The following is a 15,969-nucleotide window of genomic DNA, read 5'->3' as shown; positions in this document are numbered from 1 at the left end:
CCGTATCCTATAAAAATTGCTATTTTTATCTAAAACCAATGTAAGTTGATCATTTGCCAACTTCTGATTCTGCTCACACCAGTTCGCTTCGCTCGTGTCCTTCAGAAAATCCTCGCCATAAACACGTAAATTTCCAAGACACACAAAACCATCACAAGCAAAAAACATCCTAATCCCAACAAAGAAATTCAAAATTATTTGCGCAATCAAATAACTGCGTTTATATTTGCAGTCAAATAACTGCGTAATGAAACTAAGAAGAGACGTATTTCAAGCCATAGCTGACCCTACCCGTAGAACGATCATTTCTTTAGTCGCTCTTCAAGCATTGACACCAACTGCAATTGCTGGAAATTTTGACTATTCAAGACAAACGATTTCCAAGCATATACAAATCCTTACGGAATGCGAAATACTCGAACAGGAACAAAGAGGCCGGGAGATTTACTATCAGCTAAACCCCCAAGGAATGAAAGAAATAGCTGAATTCATTGAACCCTTTAGAAACATGTGGGATGACCGATTTAATAAATTGGAAACATTAATGAAATCGAAGATTCACGAGGACAAAAAGAAATAATCAGGAAGTGAGTAAAAAACATCAGTCAAAAAATAGATCACCATGGAGAAAAAAACAAAAATCAATGCCATAGAAGGCAAACAAGAATTAGTAATAACACGGGAATTTGAATTACCCATAGAATTACTTTTTAAAGCATATACTGAACCTGAACTTGTAGAACAATGGATGGGTACAAAAGTGATAAAACTTGAAAATAGAAATCACGGTGGTTATCAGTTTGAAACTTCATACAACGGCAATGTCGTATTTAAGGCAAACGGAACAATTCACGAAATTTTACCCAATAAAAAAATCATCCGCACCTTTGAAATGGAAAATATGCCTAGTGGTGTTCAGCTTGAATTCTTGGAATTTGAAAAACTCACTGACGAAACTAGTAAATTGACCATGCAAATAATTTACAGGTCTGAGAAACACCGAGCAGAACAGTTAAAACTACCTTTTGCTAGTGGTTTAAATATGGCACACGATAGATTACAGGACATTTTAAGCAATTTAAAATAACGCATTATGACAACAAAGAGAAATAAAATCATTTATTGGATAGTTACTGGCTTCCTTTCATTTGGAATGTTAGCAGGTGGTGTGCAGCAAATGCTTCAAATTGGTGGATACAATGAAATCATTAAACAATTAGGCTATCCACAATACCTTTTAAGTATTCTCGGTGTTTGGAAAATATTGGGTGTCATTGCCATTCTTATTCCCAAATTCCCCCTATTAAAAGAATGGGCATATGCTGGATTTTTCTTTGTAATGTCTGGAGCATCCATTTCCCATTTCGCAGTCGGTCAATCATTAACAGAAGCAATGCCATCATTAATATTATTGCTTGCAACTATTTTGTCTTGGTATTTCAGACCAGAAAGCAGAAAAATCACCTCGTTAACAAAATAAACTTGAAAATGGAAAAAGTCGAAAAATACATAGAGAAAATAGAACGGTGGAAAGAAGAAACAAAGCTGTTAAGAAAAATATGTTTGGATTGTGGGCTTGATGAAGACTTTAAGTGGATGCACCCTTGCTATACATTCCAAGGAAATAATATCGTCTTAATTCACGGCTTTAAAGAGTATTGTGCACTTCTTTTTCATAAAGGCGCTTTATTGCAAGACACCAACAACATTCTAATTCAGCAAACAGAGAATGTGCAATCGGCCCGCCAAATCCGATTTACCAAAGTGCAAGAAATCATAGATCTAAAATCCATTATCAAAGCTTATATTTTTGAAGCGATTGAGGTTGAAAAAGCAGGTTTGAAAGTGAAAATGAAAAAGACTTCCGAGTTTAAAATGCCTGATGAATTTAAAAAAACCTTAGAGGACAATCCCGATTTAAAATCCGCATTTAAAGCATTAACACCAGGTCGGCAAAGAGGTTATTTACTGTATTTTTCACAAGCCAAACAATCGAAAACCCGTGAATCGAGAATTGAAAAATCAATCCCCAAGATATTCGAAGGAAAAGGGCTGAATGATCTATAAAAAGCGGATTGGGAATAAATATTACCGCCAAAAAGGGGTGTATAAGAATTACTGGTTATAAGCTGCCGCTTATTAGCTTCTGATTTTGCTTGTGCCAGTTCGCTTCGCTCGTGTTTTTTAGAAGTAACTTTCATTGATAAATACATTACCATTTCCTAAAGAAGCGAATGTAGGTAATTAGCTGAATTAACCAATCCATTCTTTCTTAAATTATCTAATACTTCATATGTATCCAAATCGGGATTTCTTCTATTTAAAACTAATTTTCTAAAGGCTTCCAATGCTTTATCATGATTTAAATCTATAATATCAGCGATAAAATCATCAGCAGATTTTGCGACAAGTCCAAAAGTAGCTAAATATTCTTCCGGAAAATCTTTTAAATTATTTGTCACTATTACATTTGCATTGGTTTTTATTGCTGCTGCAAGCACATGACGGTCTTTTTCATCAGGTAAGGTCAATCCCGAAATCAAAGGTTTATAATTCACGACTAATGCATCTGGAAATACTGAATTTGCAATATTTGTCCTTTTTTTAATTTCCTCTTTGGTTATACCTTTTCGTTTCATAACATCTTCCCATTCATCAAAAATATGATTGCTCCACTTTGGAGTAAATAATTCATAATGAGCAAACCAAAAAAGCAAATCTCTTATTTCAATTGGATAAATAACATTGGTATCAAGAACACATGTAAAACGTACACTATGAATCATATAATCCTAACTCTTCATCAGACTTCATCATATCTATTAAAAGCCGTTCTTGTTTCAATTTCATTTCTTTCTTATAATCCATAACATCTTCAAATTTCACTCTACGATGTCTTCCAACCAAAGTAAATGGAATTTTCCCTTCCTCAAGCAACTTAACAAAATGAGGTCTTGAACAACCTAATAATTCAGCGGCCGCTTGAGTTGTCATTTCAGTAGCAATCGGAACGACAGAAATTGAATGTCCTTGACTTGTTGCCTCTAATATTTTCGCTAAAAGTTTAAGCGCTTTTAAAGGAATTCTTATTTTTTCAGCAGTTTCTTCAATTTCAATTTCTGGATTCTCTGAATGCAATTCTTCCAAAGTAGCCGCAAGCGCATTATACGATTTCATCGCTGCAATTTGCTCTTTTTTTGAAGGCTTTTTTATGTCATTAAAGTACTCCATATCAAATTATCCTTGTTAGTTCAATACAAATATAAACGAAATAAACGAAACGAAATAATATAGAAATGTTAATTTTTAAAAACGAGAAAAACGAATGCTAACATTATAAATAATTTTGAAAAAAAATCAACGATGCGAATCTGACAAGTGGTCTTTTTGACAGTCCTACTAAAAAAATGCCGTTTTGCCTATTTTAAGACCAACAAAATCCAAAGCTGGAATTCAAAATACTCACACGTAAACACGCTATTTTCAATAATTAAATTTAAGAGATATGCATAAACGTTATGTTTAAAAACAAAAACATGTTCTTTATTTGAGAACTTTATTATCTTTGCGATGAGATTTAAAACATGAAGAGAATCATTGCAAAGAGAACACTGATAGAATTTTGGGAAAAGCACGCTGATTCAGAGCAATATTTAAAAACTTGGTATGAAACAACTAAAAATTCAAATTGGACTTCGCCTAACGAGATTAAACAAACTTACATAAATGCCAGTATTTTAAAAGATAGTCGAGTTGTTTTTAACATCAAGGGAAACGCTTATAGATTAATTGTAAAATTCAATTTTGATAGACAATGGGCCTTTATAAGGTTTGTAGGAACACACGCGGAATACGATAATATAGACGCAGACACCATTTAACAAATAAGATTATGATAATAAAACCTATAAAATCAGAGCAAGATTACGAGAAAGCTTTAGAAAGATTAGAAGTGATTTTTGATTCAGCTGAAAACACAAAAGAAGGCGATGAAGCCGATATATTATCAATGTTAATTGATAACTATGAAAATCAGCATTATCCGATTGAAGCTCCAGACCCAATCGAAGCCATAAAAATCCGAATGGAGGAAATGAATCTTAAACAAAAGGATTTAGTTGGTATAATCGGAGGAAAAAGCAGGGTATCGGAAATACTTAATAAAAAGAAAAGACTAACAGTTGATATGATAAGGGAATTGGAAAGAGTTTTACATATTTCCGCTTCAGTTTTGGTAAATAATTACCAGTTATCGAAATAAAAAACCATAGGGTAAGGCGTATATAAAAATTACTGCTTTTAGCTTTACCAATACAAGTTGCTCTGTTTACTAGTTTATGATTTTGCTTCGGAAAATCCTCGCACACAAACATGCTACTTCTTGATATACACAACCAGAGGCATTAATATAAAAAATAAATAAATTGAAAATTATTGAAACCCATAGAAACGAATTCACTATTTCAACTGATAAAGAAAAATTGGATATTTCTGTGATTCACAACTTCCTTGCAAACGAATCCGATTGGAGCAATGGAATTCCCATAAAGACATTAAAACTGTCTATAAACAATTCTCTTAATTTTGGACTTTATTATAAAAACACACAAATTGGATATGCCAGAATAATATCAGATTATTCAACTATTGCATATTTGGGAGATGTTTTTGTTCTAAAAGAATATAGGGGAAAAGGATTAAGTAAATGGTTAATAAACGAAGTAATGGAACATCCAAATTTACAAGGATTAAGACGTTGGATTTTATTAACTGACTCAGCAGAATGGCTTTATAAAAAATTCGGATTTACTAAAATACCACATCCTGAATTTTATATGGAAAAACACAATCCGAATGTATATCGCGAAATAAATACTAATACCAACACGATGCCATGAGCAATGACGGCTTTGCAGTAGATTCAAACATCCTCTCTTTTGTTATCATTATTCAGGACAGATACTAAACGACTCCTACCCTTTCACATCCAAAGCGTCACGCAACGCATTCCCTATAAGCATAAACGCCATAACCAAACTCATAATACAGAGCCCCGGTATGATGGCTAAATAGGGCTTCCCAAGAATGATATAATTGTAATGGTCTTTTATCATAGCGCCCCAACTTGCCATGGGTGGCTGTGCACCAATACCCAAAAAACTCAAGCCGCTTTCTATTAAAATAGCTGCTGCGAAATTAGCTGCCGAAATGACAATAACGGGCGCCATAATATTAGGTAAAATATGCTTGGTTATGATTCTAAAATCATTGTAACCCAAAGCACGTGCCGCAGTTACATATTGCATTTCTTTGGCGCTTATTATTTGTCCACGTACCACTCTGGCCACCTCAACCCACATGGTAAGCCCCACGGCAATAAACACTTGCCAAAACCCTTTTCCTAAAGCCAAGGTAATGGCAATCACCAATAATAAGGTTGGTATAGACCATGTTACGTTTATAATCCACATAATTACAGCATCTACTTTTCCTCCAAAATACCCTGCAATGCTACCCATAAATATGCCTATAGCCAAGGATATAAAAACAGCCACAAAGCCTATAAAAAATGAGATTCTAGCACCAACTAAAACTCTACTTAGTAAATCACGCCCATATTTATCAGTCCCAAAGAGGAAGGTCTTTTCTTTAATATACGTTTTATATGAACCATTTGGAAACTCATTTATATTCATGGTTTTTTCGACACCCTCTAACCCATCGGATGCATATTCTTTATAGGTTAGCATATTACCTACCATTTTATATTCCGAAATTGGGATTTCGGTATCGGCATTTTCTTTTCCAAAGAACAATTTATCAAAACCACTTTGATTGGTTTCCAAACGTGATGGTATGGTAAGCATGGTTACTTTAAAACCAGGTCTTTTCGAGTGAATAGCCAAATGCATTTGATTGGCATATTGTGAACTATCAGGTGCAAAAACATATGCAAATACCGAAATCAACCCAATAAATATTATAAAACAAAAACTAAAAACGCCCCAAAAGTTCTTTTTAAACTTTTGGAGCGCCAATTGTTTTAATGAGCTTGATTTATGACTCATACAGCACTTAATTTTTTGTTGTAGAGGCTATTTTTTTAATAGGATATGACATTTTTAAATCTTCTAAAACATTGATAGCTTCTTCAACATATATATCATGACTTAAATTTTCGTGCCAACGGGTACGTTTTTCTTTTAAATCGGTAGTATCGTTATTAAAAAGCGACTTTTCATATTTTGTAGAGTCGAAAGTCAAATCGGTTTTATAATTTGTTAAAGCATCAAATCGTTTTGCCTCCTCTTCATTCAACTCCAATCCTGCTTTATATTTCTTATAGTTTAGGGATACAACAGTTTCATCAATTTTACTTTTCACCCATTTCGCATTGTCTTCAATAAGCTTTAACTGTTGGTTATGGCTCATGCGTTCTTTACTTTTCTTAATGGTTGTATCATAGTCAAAATAGTTTTCCCATGGTGTATAGTCGGCTGCATCAATTTCATCCCAAGGCAATGGGTTTTCTTTATCTTTTTCACCAACTTCTATAAAACTAAAACGTCCAGGTACATTCACATCGCTTTTAACGCCTTCTAGTTGTACCGATCCACCATTAATTCTATAATACTTTTGGGTGGTTAAAGCCAAAGCTCCTAAATCACCACTGGTATTGTTCCTAAGCATGTTGTTAAGGTTGATGACATTTTGAACGGTACCTTTTCCGTAGGTTTGCTTGCCGCCAATAATAATAGCACGTTTATAGTCTTGCATTGCTGCAGCCATAATTTCGGAAGCCGATGCTGATATTTCGTTTACCAAAATAACCAATGGTCCATCCCAAGAAATGGATTTATCCTTATCTCGTAACACTTCTTTAGCTTCGCCTGTAGAACGTACTTGCACAATAGGACCTTCTTTAATAAATAAACCTGCCATATCTACTACGGTTGGCAAAGAACCGCCTCCATTGTTTCGCAAATCTAAAACCAAACCTTGAATGCCTTCAGCTTTTAAACGTTCAATTTCTTCTTTTACATCTTTGGCAGCATTTATATTTTTATAGTCTTGAAAATCAACATAAAATGAAGGCAAATCAATAATCCCAAAAGTCATATTACCTTTCTTAACCACCGATGATTTGGCATAGGTTTCTTCCAACTCAACCACATCTCTGGTAATAACAACATCTCTAATAGTTCCGTCAACTTTTTTAATGGTCAAGGTAACCTTAGTACCTTTTGGCCCTTTTATATATTTAATAGCATCGTTAATACGCATGCCTACAATATTCACAGGAAATGCTTCATCTTCTTGTTTTACTTTTAAAATAATATCTTCTACTTCCAATTCCTTACTTCTCCAAGCAGGACCTCCTGAAATAAGTTCTACAATTTTTATGTAGTCCATTCTCTTTTGCAATCTGGCGCCAATACCTTCTAACTTGCCAGACATACGTTGGTCGAAATCTTCTTTACTTCTTGGTGCTAAATAATAAGTATGTGGATCGAATTCTTCAACAATGGTGTTTACATAAACACCAAACCAATCTTCGCGCTCTAAGTCGTCAATATTATCATTAAAATACACGTTGATTGATTTTAAAGTGGATTCACGCGCTTCTTTTTCAATCTCTTTATCGGTTTTCATCACATAAGACGGGTCGTTCTTTTTAGCCAACTCTTCTTGTGCTATTAAATCGTCATAATTAGAAAGTGTAGAAAACTTAAGTTGTTGTCTCCAACGTTCTTTGAGTTCTTTTCTATTTTTTACAAAGACACTGCTTTCATAATCAGTATTAAATGATTCATCAATTGAATAATCAAAAGGCTCAGACAGCACTTCTTTATAAATCTCCTTGGCTTCTTCAATACGTTTTAACATACGCTCGTGTACCACATTAAAAAAAGTGATATCAGTTGCTTTCAGTTGATCGTCAATTGTTAATTTATACTTTTCAAATTCCTTATAATCAGATTCATAAAAATAACGTTTTACAGGATCAATGATTTCTAAATAATCTTTAAACAATTCAGCCGAAAACGTATCGTCTAAAACAATGGGGTCAAAATGACCTTGTTCCAGCACAAAAGTAATGACCTGAATTAACAATTTATCTTTATCTGGATTACTAAACTTTTTAGTTGTAAAACTGCACGATGCGAAAGCCAGCAGTAACGATAATAACAACACTTTATAATTCCTTCTCATAATATTTTTCATATCGGTTAATATTCTATGACTCTTAAAGCCCACCATTTTTTTACTAAAATAAAGAAAAAACCATGCCAATACAGGCAATCGTTAATAATTTTTTGTTAAACTGAAGAAATACGCCATTTCCTAAGGAATTTATGTATTTTAGCGATACTTTTTTTAGTATAAAATGACAAAAAAACCGCTTATATTAGTTACTAACGACGATGGCATCAACGCACCAGGTGTTAGAACTTTAATTTCTATAATGAATACCATTGGCGACGTGGTGGTGGTGGCACCCGATAGTCCACAAAGTGGTATGGGACATGCCGTTACTTTGGATTCCACCTTGTATGTTGAACAGGTTTTTATTGACGATGGCCCACAAACAGAATACAGTTGCTCGGGCACCCCTGCCGATTGCGTAAAATTGGCCATTAGAGAGAAACTTACCAGAAAACCAGACATTTGCGTGTCGGGTATTAACCACGGTTCCAACTCTTCAATAAACGTGATATATTCGGGCACCATGAGCGCCGCTATTGAAGCAGGTATTGAAGGCATTCCTGCTATTGGCTTTTCGTTATTGGATTACGCTTGGAGTGCCAATTTTGAAGCCTCCAAAGACTTTGTAAAAACAATTACCGAAAATGCTTTGAAAGAAGGGTTACCTAATGGAGTTGTGCTAAATGTTAATATCCCGAACCTTTCAAAAAAACAGATAAAAGGCATTAAAGTTTGCCGTCAAGCCAAAGCAAATTGGGTAGAAGAATTTGACAAACGAAAAACACCTCAAGGACGGGATTATTATTGGCTTACAGGAAAATTTGTTAATTTAGATGGCGGTGAAGATACCGATGAATGGGCTTTGGAAAATGGTTATGTTTCGGTTGTGCCTATACAATTTGATTTAACGGCACATCATTATATTCAAACTTTAAACACTTGGAATTTAAATGATTAAAAAAGATATTTTTGTAGGCATCCTTGTTGGTTTAATTGCAAATGGCATTGGCTTGTTTGTAATAGCCACACTTTTAGGACAAGGTGATGACTTTATAACTGTTATAAAAGCAGCCGCTAACGAAGGGTTTTTAGGTAAACTTATTAGTTTAGGTGCGATTTTAAATTTAATTGCCTTTTTTATTTTTATAAAAAAGCGACAAGACTATCGTGCCCGAGGTGTGTTATTAATAACCATTTTTATAGCTATTTTTACCTTTGTATTTAAACTGTTTTAATTATTCTTGTCTCCTCGAGCATTATCTTTAAAAAAATATATTTTTATTTGAAGATAAAAGCGCAGTTCGCAAGAGGTTTTAAAAATAGGTTTCGACTGCGCTCGACCTGACAATAAAAAATGAAATACTACATTATAGCAGGAGAAGCATCGGGTGATTTACATGGTTCGAACCTAATGAAAGCATTACAAAAAGAAGATGTACTTGCCGATTTCAGGTTTTGGGGTGGTGACCTCATGCAGGCCGTTGGAGGCACCTTAGTAAAACACTATAAAGAACGTGCCTTTATGGGTTTTGCTGAAGTAATTATGAACCTATCTGCCATTTTTAAAGATATTTCATTTTGTAAAGACGACATCCAAACATTCGAGCCCGATGTCATTATTTTCATAGATAATTCAGGATTTAATTTACGCATAGCGAAATGGGCAAAACAAGCCGGATTTAAAACCAACTATTATATTTCACCTCAAGTTTGGGCCTCTAGAGCGGGCAGAGTAAAAGCTATAAAACGCGATATCGATGCCATGTATGTAATATTGCCTTTTGTTGAAGCCTTTTACAAAAAATACGATTACAAAGTAACATTTGTAGGACACCCATTAATTGATGCTATTGCCAATAGAACGCAAGTTGGTGAGTATGAATTTAGAGCCGAAAACGAGCTAAGCGACAAACCCATTATCGCCTTATTACCCGGAAGTCGAAAACAAGAAATAAAAAGCATGCTTTCGGTTATGCTTAGTCTGGTTGATGATTTTCCCAATTATCAGTTTGTTATTGCAGGAGCACCCAGTCAGGAGTACAGTTTTTACGAGCCCTTTATAAAATCACCTAACGTAAAATTTGTTTCAAACAAAACTTACGATTTATTGAGTTTATCCTATGCTGCCTTAGTAACTTCTGGAACTGCTACTTTAGAAACGGCCCTATTTAAAATACCACAAGTGGTCTGTTATAAAGGAAGTACCATTTCATATCAAATTGCTAAAAGAATTATAACCTTAAAATATATTTCATTGGTTAATTTGATTATGGATAAAGAAGTTGTTACAGAGCTTATTCAAAATGATTTCAATAAAAAGCGATTAAAAAAAGAACTCGAAATAATTTTAAATGAAAAAGAGCGTTCTAAAATCTTTATTCATTATTACGAATTAGAAAAAGCCCTTGGCGGCAAAGGCGCCAGCGAAAAAACAGCCAAATTAATTTACAAATCTATTAAAGCCTCATGATGTTCTTAAAAAACATGACGACCATTCTACTTATAATTAGCTTCTGTTTTACCAGTTGCAAATCTTCTAAAGGTATTGTAGTTAAAAAAGGGACATCTTCTAAAACCATTATACCAAAACGAACAACAGATATAAGTGATGTTACTTATATTGAACCCAAAGATTTAAGCACAAATACCGAAGCTAACGAAAACCATTCTACCAATTCAAAAGCATTTGATATTATAGACTATGCAAAACAATTCAGTGGTGTCAAATATAAATTTGGTGGTGCGACAAGAGACGGTATGGATTGCTCTGGTTTGGTGTTTGAATCGTTTAGGGCCTTCGATATTATTTTACCAAGAATTTCTAGAGACATGGCAAAACAAGGTGAAAAAATCTCCTTAAAAAATACTCAAGAAGGTGATTTGCTTTTTTTTAGAACCATGAACAGAAGAAATGATATTAGTCACGTAGGTCTTGTTGTCACTACCGAAAATGGCGATATTGAATTTATTCATTCAACTACAAGTGCTGGCGTTATTGTTTCTAAACTTTCAGAAAGTTACTGGGACAAAGCTTTTGTTGAAGCACGTAGAATATTGTAAGATATTTTATTATATTTGAGTAGCTATGAGACTACTCAATTTTACTATAGTAAAACTAACGGCTTGCCTTGTCATAGGCATTGTAATTGGCTATTTTTTTAACATGCCTTTACATTTAAGTTTGGTTTTAACAAGCATAAGCCTCGTTTTCTTACTCGTACTTTACTTAATTGCCAAAAAACAATTCATTAAAACGGTTTGGTTTGGTGTTTTCAGTTTTATTACGATGATTTTGGTTGGAATCCTCGTAACCAATTTTCACAACGAAAAAAATCATTCCAAGCACTATACCCAACTACTTTCAAAAGAAAAAGATTCCTTAAAAACCATTACTTTTAGAATTCGGGAGGTTTTAAAACCAAGTTCTTATTATGATAAATATATTGTTGATTTATTGGAAGTTGACAATACAAAAGTTTCAGGCAAATCGTTATTGAACATTCAAAAAGATTCTTTAACCACATCCCTAAAAGTTGATGCTATTTACATTGCAGAAACCCCATTTAAAGATTTAATAAGTCCGATAAATCCAAATCAATTCAACTATAAAATATATTTAGAGAAGACCTATATTTACCATCAATTATTCATTTCGGAAGCCTCCCTTTTCAAAATAAAACCCAACAAAACAACCCTTTTCGGAACTGCCAATAACATACGAAACCATATCAATGAAAGGCTTAAATGTTACAATTTCAACCCAGATGAATTGGCAATTATAAACGCCCTTTTATTAGGGCAACGGCAGGATATTAGTGAAGAAGTGTATACCAGTTACACCAATGCTGGTGCCATACATATTTTAGCCATTTCGGGTTTACACATTGGGATTATTTTATTGATATTACAATACGTTTTCAAACCTATTGAACGTATTAAATATGGCAAATTACTAAGCACTGTTTTAATAGTAAGCATCCTGTGGAGCTTTGCCATAATCGCTGGGTTATCGGCTTCAGTAACCAGAGCGGTAACCATGTTTAGTGTGGTTGCCATTGCCATAAATTTAAAACGCCCTACTAACATTTATAATACGCTGGCAATTTCCATGTTTACGATACTGCTTTTTAAACCGCTATTCTTGTTTGATGTGGGGTTTCAGTTAAGTTATCTGGCTGTTTTTTCTATCGTTTCCATCGACCCATTATTGTATAAATTGTGGAAAACCAAATATTGGCTTCCTGATAAACTTTGGCATACATTAACCGTTACGGTTTCGGCACAATTGGGTATTATTCCGCTTAGTCTGTATTATTTTCACCAATTTCCAAGTTTGTTTTTTCTATCCAACCTAGTTATCATACCTCTTTTGGGAATTATTCTGGGTTATGGGATTTTCCTAATCCTATTAGCGGTTTTAAACATATTACCTCAGTTTGCAGCAACAATTTATGGGTATATTATTAGTTTAATGAACCATTTTGTCGAATGGATTTCAGCACAAGAATCGTTTCTATTTAAAGATATTCCATTTAGTATTTCATATGTTTTTGTTTCTTATATAGGTATCATTGCGCTAATTCGATTTTATATAAAACGACATTATGCTTCGTTAAGATTATTTTTAATCGCTATTTTAATTGGACAATGTGCTATTATTTATACCACTTATGAAAGACCAAAAAACAAATTCATTATATTTCATAAAAACAGGCATTCTCTCTTAGGAAACACGTTCAACAATAAGATGCATATGGCATCAGATCTTGATAGCATTACTGAAATTAAAAACAAAATAATTAAAGATTATACGGTTGGAAATCACATTAAAACCATTGAGAAAGACTCACTTCAATTGGTTTACTTACTTAACAACAAAAAGGTTTTAGTCATTGATAATTTAGGCGTTTACAATATAAAATCGTTTCAACCCGACTATGTTTTACTAAGGCAATCTCCCCAAATAAATTTGAATCGGCTCATAGATTCCATAAAACCGAAGCACATTATTGCCGATGGAAGCAATTACAAATCGTATGTAACTTATTGGGAAACCGTATGTAAAAAACGAAAAATCCCTTTTCACCAAACGAGTAAAAAGGGCGCTTTTATTATTGAATATTGATTTTAAAATATTTTAGGTTTCGACTGCGCTACCAATGCCGTTTTTTAAAATTGGGACTTCAACAAAGCCTGTGCTGAGCTTGTCGAAGTGCTCAGTCTGATAATTCAACAAGCTCAGTCCGACAAACTAAACGTCATTTTATATTGCTTTTTTTAGAACATGAAGATACCTCAACCTGGCAAACACTATCCTTTAAATTCAGGTTTAAAAGCGGTGTAATAGGTATTGAATTTTTCTTGGGTATCTAAATTTTTATGCTCATCTGCCTTAAACATTTTTAGGTACAATTCTAATTGCGTCGGTGACTGATACCCTCTAATAGGCGCAATAACCTCCGCTTTTTCATCCATAAAAACTATGGTTGGGAATGCTTGGATCTGTAAATAATGAGTCAATTCGTGCGAAGAATTACGTCTGCTGGCTAATTCTGGTTTATACCCTGGGTTAGAAAATGTTTTATTTTTGTATGTAATCTTATCGTTTCCTTCGGCATTAAACTTAACCGCATAATAATTTGCATTTACATATTTAACTACATCGGGGTTTTGAAAGGTGTTTTTATCTAACATCTTACAAGGTCCACACCAACTAGTGTAAACATCCATCATTATCTTTTTAGGATTTTTCTTTTGGAGCTCTATGGCTTTTTCAAGCGTTACCCAATTAATTTCTTGTGCCATGCTGCTAACCGAGGTCAAAACAGCAAAAACTACTATATATACTATTCTCTTCATAATTCATTTTGTTGTAAAACGAATATCGAACTTACAAAAAATGCGCCAAAAATGACGCACTTTGATTATTTTTTAACTTTATTTTCGATTAACGAACACCGTGCATGAGTTTTTTAATTATAGGAGTCATAGCAATTGAAACAATAGCAACAATAGCCGATACTATTGTTAACATCCAAAAGAAATAACTTATTCCGTTTTCATCGGCTATCTTATCAATATTTTCACCAAATTTTCCGGCACCTTTCATACCTATTGCTACGGCCAAATACCAAACTCCAAACATAAAAGCTATCATTCTTGCAGGCACCAATTTACTCACATACGATAATCCTACAGGAGAAATACACAACTCTGCCATGGTATGAAATAAATAAACCAATATTAACCAAATAATACTAACTGAGGCCGTTTGTGCTCCTGGTTCAATACCACCTGCTCCAAATGCAACACATGCCATACCGATAGCCAACAAAAACATGCCTATTCCGTATTTCATGTTTGCCGATGGATTATATTTACTTTCCCACCATTTTGAAAATAATGGTGCTAGTGTAATTATAAATAAAGAATTCAACACACTAAACCAAGATGCCTGTATTTCAGTCAGGTTTTCGGTTACTTTTTCAATTTTTAATAGTTCTAGAGTACTATCTGATAACGACAAATAGCCAGCAGAATAAAAATCCTTAATCAATTTCCAAATTGCTATTAACCATAGAATTATAAAACTAAAGCTTAAAACAATATTGGCTTTTCCATATTTACTAAATGTTTGTTTAGAAAGAAGATATAAAACCCAAGAAATTATAATTAAGGGGATAAATGTCATTAAGGCATCAACTATAAGAAATATTAAGCTAGCATTACCTTCTAAAACCCTATCTGTATAATCTCTTGCAAAAATAGTTAGTGTACCAGGAGACTGTTCAAAAATAGCCCAGAAAAAAGCGCATACAAAAGCAAAAAAAGTAACTGCTATTAATTTCTGCCTAGTAATTAACGAATACTTTGATAGTCTATATATTGTAAGACCAATAAAAAGCAAAAGCGCACATATTATTGTGAAATTATAGCCTGACAATCCAAAAATGCTAAAATCAAATATATTTATTTCTCCTCCAGATATCAATGCAACTGGTTCAAAAATTAACCAAACAATCCCCAATAAAACCATAATAGCGATAAGGACTAATTGAACCGTTGTAAAAGGAACACGCTTGTCTTTATCTAAAGTTTCAACAGAATTGATGTCGTCTTTTTTGGGCTTCAACCCAATATCACCAAAAATATTTTGAGCCAACCAAAATTGAACCAATCCAAAAAACATAAAAATTCCCGCTAATCCAAAACCAATACTCCAGCCCACTTTTTCCCCTAAATAGCCACACAACAAAATACCAAAAAAGGCACCTGCATTAACTCCCATATAAAAAATAGTATAAGCTCCATCTTTTTTCTCTGGTCGATCTTTGTACATTTCAGAAATAATAGAAGTCATATTAGGTTTAAAAAATCCATTTCCAAAAACCATAAGTCCAAGACCTAAATAAATAAAGAATGGGGTTTCTAATGCCATAGAGAAATGACCTAATGTCATTAATAACGCACCAACTACAACGGCCCATCTGTAGCCAATAATTTTATCAGCAAAGTAGCCTCCTAGCATCGTAGAAAGGTATACCAGACCAACATAAGAACCAAATAAAGCCATGGCATGTTCTCGTGGCCATTCCCAACCCCCACCCATTATGGAAGTGGTAAAAAATAACACCAAAAGGGCCCTCATTCCATAGAACGAGAAACGTTCCCACATTTCGGTAAAAAACAATATAAATAATCCTGACGGATGACCTAAAACGGTACTTTTAAAAAATTGGTCGGTTGAATTCTCACTCATAA

18 protein-coding genes are annotated in these 15,969 nt (G+C 33.8%); 12 read left to right on the top strand and 6 right to left on the bottom strand.

Going from position 1 to position 15,969, the window contains the following annotated elements; all coding sequences use genetic code 11:
* Positions 1-247 precede the first annotated feature (247 nt).
* The 4 genes from CJ739_RS11375 to CJ739_RS11360 are packed head-to-tail and all read left to right on the top strand — an operon-like array spanning position 248 to position 2,067.
* Entirely contained in the window at positions 248-580 is a 333-nt protein-coding gene (locus CJ739_RS11375) for an ArsR/SmtB family transcription factor (RefSeq protein WP_117175377.1), read from the top strand.
* A 42-nt stretch (positions 581-622) separates the two neighbouring features.
* Complete coding sequence (locus CJ739_RS11370; protein ID WP_117175375.1) at positions 623-1,087, top strand: SRPBCC domain-containing protein; 465 nt, start codon at positions 623-625, stop codon at positions 1,085-1,087.
* A gap of 6 nt (positions 1,088-1,093) precedes the next feature.
* Positions 1,094-1,480 carry a DoxX family protein gene (locus tag CJ739_RS11365; protein ID WP_117175373.1) on the top strand — a complete coding sequence of 129 codons (387 nt, stop codon included), beginning with the start codon at positions 1,094-1,096 and terminating at the stop codon, positions 1,478-1,480.
* A gap of 8 nt (positions 1,481-1,488) precedes the next feature.
* Positions 1,489-2,067: a YdeI/OmpD-associated family protein gene (locus tag CJ739_RS11360; protein ID WP_117175371.1), complete on the top strand. Its 579-nt coding sequence runs from the start codon at positions 1,489-1,491 to the stop codon at positions 2,065-2,067.
* A gap of 155 nt (positions 2,068-2,222) precedes the next feature.
* Here CJ739_RS11360 and CJ739_RS11355 read toward each other — a convergent pair whose 3' ends face one another.
* Together CJ739_RS11355 and CJ739_RS11350 are read right to left on the bottom strand one after the other, a co-directional pair.
* Positions 2,223-2,786: a PIN domain-containing protein gene (locus CJ739_RS11355; protein WP_117175369.1), complete on the bottom strand. Its 564-nt coding sequence runs from the start codon at positions 2,784-2,786 to the stop codon at positions 2,223-2,225.
* Complete coding sequence (locus tag CJ739_RS11350) at positions 2,776-3,231, bottom strand: helix-turn-helix domain-containing protein (RefSeq protein WP_117175367.1); 456 nt, start codon at positions 3,229-3,231, stop codon at positions 2,776-2,778. The genes CJ739_RS11355 and CJ739_RS11350 overlap by 11 nt, the downstream gene beginning before the upstream one ends.
* Before the next feature lie 353 nt (positions 3,232-3,584).
* Here CJ739_RS11350 and CJ739_RS11345 point away from each other — a divergent pair, with 353 nt between their 5' ends.
* From CJ739_RS11345 to CJ739_RS11335, 3 genes are all read left to right on the top strand, one after another.
* The gene (locus CJ739_RS11345; RefSeq protein WP_117175365.1) at positions 3,585-3,881 is read left to right on the top strand and encodes a type II toxin-antitoxin system HigB family toxin; all 297 of its coding nucleotides are present in this window, start codon (positions 3,585-3,587) and stop codon (positions 3,879-3,881) included.
* 11 nt (positions 3,882-3,892) lie between these two features.
* A complete protein-coding gene (locus tag CJ739_RS11340; protein ID WP_117175363.1) occupies positions 3,893-4,261 on the top strand; it encodes a helix-turn-helix domain-containing protein in 369 nt (122 codons plus the stop codon).
* Positions 4,262-4,424: 163 nt separating this feature from the next.
* Positions 4,425-4,898, top strand: coding sequence for a GNAT family N-acetyltransferase (locus tag CJ739_RS11335; protein WP_117175361.1), 474 nt, complete (start codon positions 4,425-4,427; stop codon positions 4,896-4,898).
* A gap of 75 nt (positions 4,899-4,973) precedes the next feature.
* On the opposite strand, the gene CJ739_RS11330 is transcribed toward CJ739_RS11335, so the two are convergent.
* Positions 4,974-6,068 (bottom strand): ABC transporter permease, encoded by a 1,095-nt coding sequence (locus CJ739_RS11330; RefSeq protein WP_117175359.1) that lies wholly within the window; start codon positions 6,066-6,068, stop codon positions 4,974-4,976.
* Between the two features lie 7 nt (positions 6,069-6,075).
* Positions 6,076-8,214 carry a carboxy terminal-processing peptidase gene (locus CJ739_RS11325; RefSeq protein ID WP_117178920.1) on the bottom strand — a complete coding sequence of 713 codons (2,139 nt, stop codon included), beginning with the start codon at positions 8,212-8,214 and terminating at the stop codon, positions 6,076-6,078.
* Positions 8,215-8,389: 175 nt separating this feature from the next.
* Here CJ739_RS11325 and surE point away from each other — a divergent pair, with 175 nt between their 5' ends.
* From surE to CJ739_RS11300, 5 genes are all read left to right on the top strand, one after another.
* On the top strand, positions 8,390-9,166 hold the full coding sequence (gene surE, locus CJ739_RS11320; RefSeq protein ID WP_117175357.1) for a 5'/3'-nucleotidase SurE: 777 nt from the start codon (positions 8,390-8,392) through the stop codon (positions 9,164-9,166).
* Positions 9,159-9,443, top strand: a complete 285-nt coding sequence (locus CJ739_RS11315) for a hypothetical protein (RefSeq protein WP_117175355.1) — start codon at positions 9,159-9,161, stop codon at positions 9,441-9,443. The genes surE and CJ739_RS11315 overlap by 8 nt, the downstream gene beginning before the upstream one ends.
* Before the next feature lie 119 nt (positions 9,444-9,562).
* The gene (gene lpxB, locus CJ739_RS11310) at positions 9,563-10,678 is read left to right on the top strand and encodes a lipid-A-disaccharide synthase (protein WP_117175353.1); all 1,116 of its coding nucleotides are present in this window, start codon (positions 9,563-9,565) and stop codon (positions 10,676-10,678) included.
* Positions 10,675-11,268, top strand: coding sequence for a C40 family peptidase (locus tag CJ739_RS11305; RefSeq protein ID WP_236951492.1), 594 nt, complete (start codon positions 10,675-10,677; stop codon positions 11,266-11,268). The genes lpxB and CJ739_RS11305 overlap by 4 nt, the downstream gene beginning before the upstream one ends.
* Before the next feature lie 25 nt (positions 11,269-11,293).
* Positions 11,294-13,333 carry a ComEC/Rec2 family competence protein gene (locus tag CJ739_RS11300; RefSeq protein ID WP_117175349.1) on the top strand — a complete coding sequence of 680 codons (2,040 nt, stop codon included), beginning with the start codon at positions 11,294-11,296 and terminating at the stop codon, positions 13,331-13,333.
* Between the two features lie 185 nt (positions 13,334-13,518).
* Here the strand turns inward: CJ739_RS11300 and CJ739_RS11295 are convergent, their stop codons facing one another.
* Both CJ739_RS11295 and CJ739_RS11290 read right to left on the bottom strand, forming a co-directional pair.
* On the bottom strand, positions 13,519-14,067 hold the full coding sequence (locus CJ739_RS11295; protein WP_205419356.1) for a thioredoxin family protein: 549 nt from the start codon (positions 14,065-14,067) through the stop codon (positions 13,519-13,521).
* Positions 14,068-14,155: 88 nt separating this feature from the next.
* Complete coding sequence (locus tag CJ739_RS11290; protein WP_117175345.1) at positions 14,156-15,967, bottom strand: peptide MFS transporter; 1,812 nt, start codon at positions 15,965-15,967, stop codon at positions 14,156-14,158.
* Between the last annotated feature and the right edge of the window lie 2 nt (positions 15,968-15,969).

This window comes from Mariniflexile sp. TRM1-10, from assembly GCF_003425985.1.
Lineage (GTDB): Bacteria > Bacteroidota > Bacteroidia > Flavobacteriales > Flavobacteriaceae > Mariniflexile.
This window is presented reverse-complemented; position numbering and strand designations above follow the sequence as displayed.

What these genes read in the sequence shown, in the direction of transcription:
- CJ739_RS11375 (WP_117175377.1), top strand. Translation starts at nt 248, where the DNA reads ATGAAACTAAGAAGAGACGTATTTCAAGCCATAGCTGACCCTACCCGT.
- CJ739_RS11370 (WP_117175375.1), top strand. Translation starts at nt 623, where the DNA reads ATGGAGAAAAAAACAAAAATCAATGCCATAGAAGGCAAACAAGAATTA.
- CJ739_RS11365 (WP_117175373.1), top strand. Translation starts at nt 1,094, where the DNA reads ATGACAACAAAGAGAAATAAAATCATTTATTGGATAGTTACTGGCTTC.
- CJ739_RS11360 (WP_117175371.1), top strand. Translation starts at nt 1,489, where the DNA reads ATGGAAAAAGTCGAAAAATACATAGAGAAAATAGAACGGTGGAAAGAA.
- CJ739_RS11355 (WP_117175369.1), bottom strand. Translation starts at nt 2,786, where the DNA reads ATGATTCATAGTGTACGTTTTACATGTGTTCTTGATACCAATGTTATT.
- CJ739_RS11350 (WP_117175367.1), bottom strand. Translation starts at nt 3,231, where the DNA reads ATGGAGTACTTTAATGACATAAAAAAGCCTTCAAAAAAAGAGCAAATT.
- CJ739_RS11345 (WP_117175365.1), top strand. Translation starts at nt 3,585, where the DNA reads ATGAAGAGAATCATTGCAAAGAGAACACTGATAGAATTTTGGGAAAAG.
- CJ739_RS11340 (WP_117175363.1), top strand. Translation starts at nt 3,893, where the DNA reads ATGATAATAAAACCTATAAAATCAGAGCAAGATTACGAGAAAGCTTTA.
- CJ739_RS11330 (WP_117175359.1), bottom strand. Translation starts at nt 6,068, where the DNA reads ATGAGTCATAAATCAAGCTCATTAAAACAATTGGCGCTCCAAAAGTTT.
- CJ739_RS11325 (WP_117178920.1), bottom strand. Translation starts at nt 8,214, where the DNA reads ATGAGAAGGAATTATAAAGTGTTGTTATTATCGTTACTGCTGGCTTTC.
- surE (WP_117175357.1), top strand. Translation starts at nt 8,390, where the DNA reads ATGACAAAAAAACCGCTTATATTAGTTACTAACGACGATGGCATCAAC.
- CJ739_RS11315 (WP_117175355.1), top strand. Translation starts at nt 9,159, where the DNA reads ATGATTAAAAAAGATATTTTTGTAGGCATCCTTGTTGGTTTAATTGCA.
- lpxB (WP_117175353.1), top strand. Translation starts at nt 9,563, where the DNA reads ATGAAATACTACATTATAGCAGGAGAAGCATCGGGTGATTTACATGGT.
- CJ739_RS11305 (WP_236951492.1), top strand. Translation starts at nt 10,675, where the DNA reads ATGATGTTCTTAAAAAACATGACGACCATTCTACTTATAATTAGCTTC.
- CJ739_RS11300 (WP_117175349.1), top strand. Translation starts at nt 11,294, where the DNA reads ATGAGACTACTCAATTTTACTATAGTAAAACTAACGGCTTGCCTTGTC.
- CJ739_RS11295 (WP_205419356.1), bottom strand. Translation starts at nt 14,067, where the DNA reads ATGAAGAGAATAGTATATATAGTAGTTTTTGCTGTTTTGACCTCGGTT.
- CJ739_RS11290 (WP_117175345.1), bottom strand. Translation starts at nt 15,967, where the DNA reads ATGAGTGAGAATTCAACCGACCAATTTTTTAAAAGTACCGTTTTAGGT.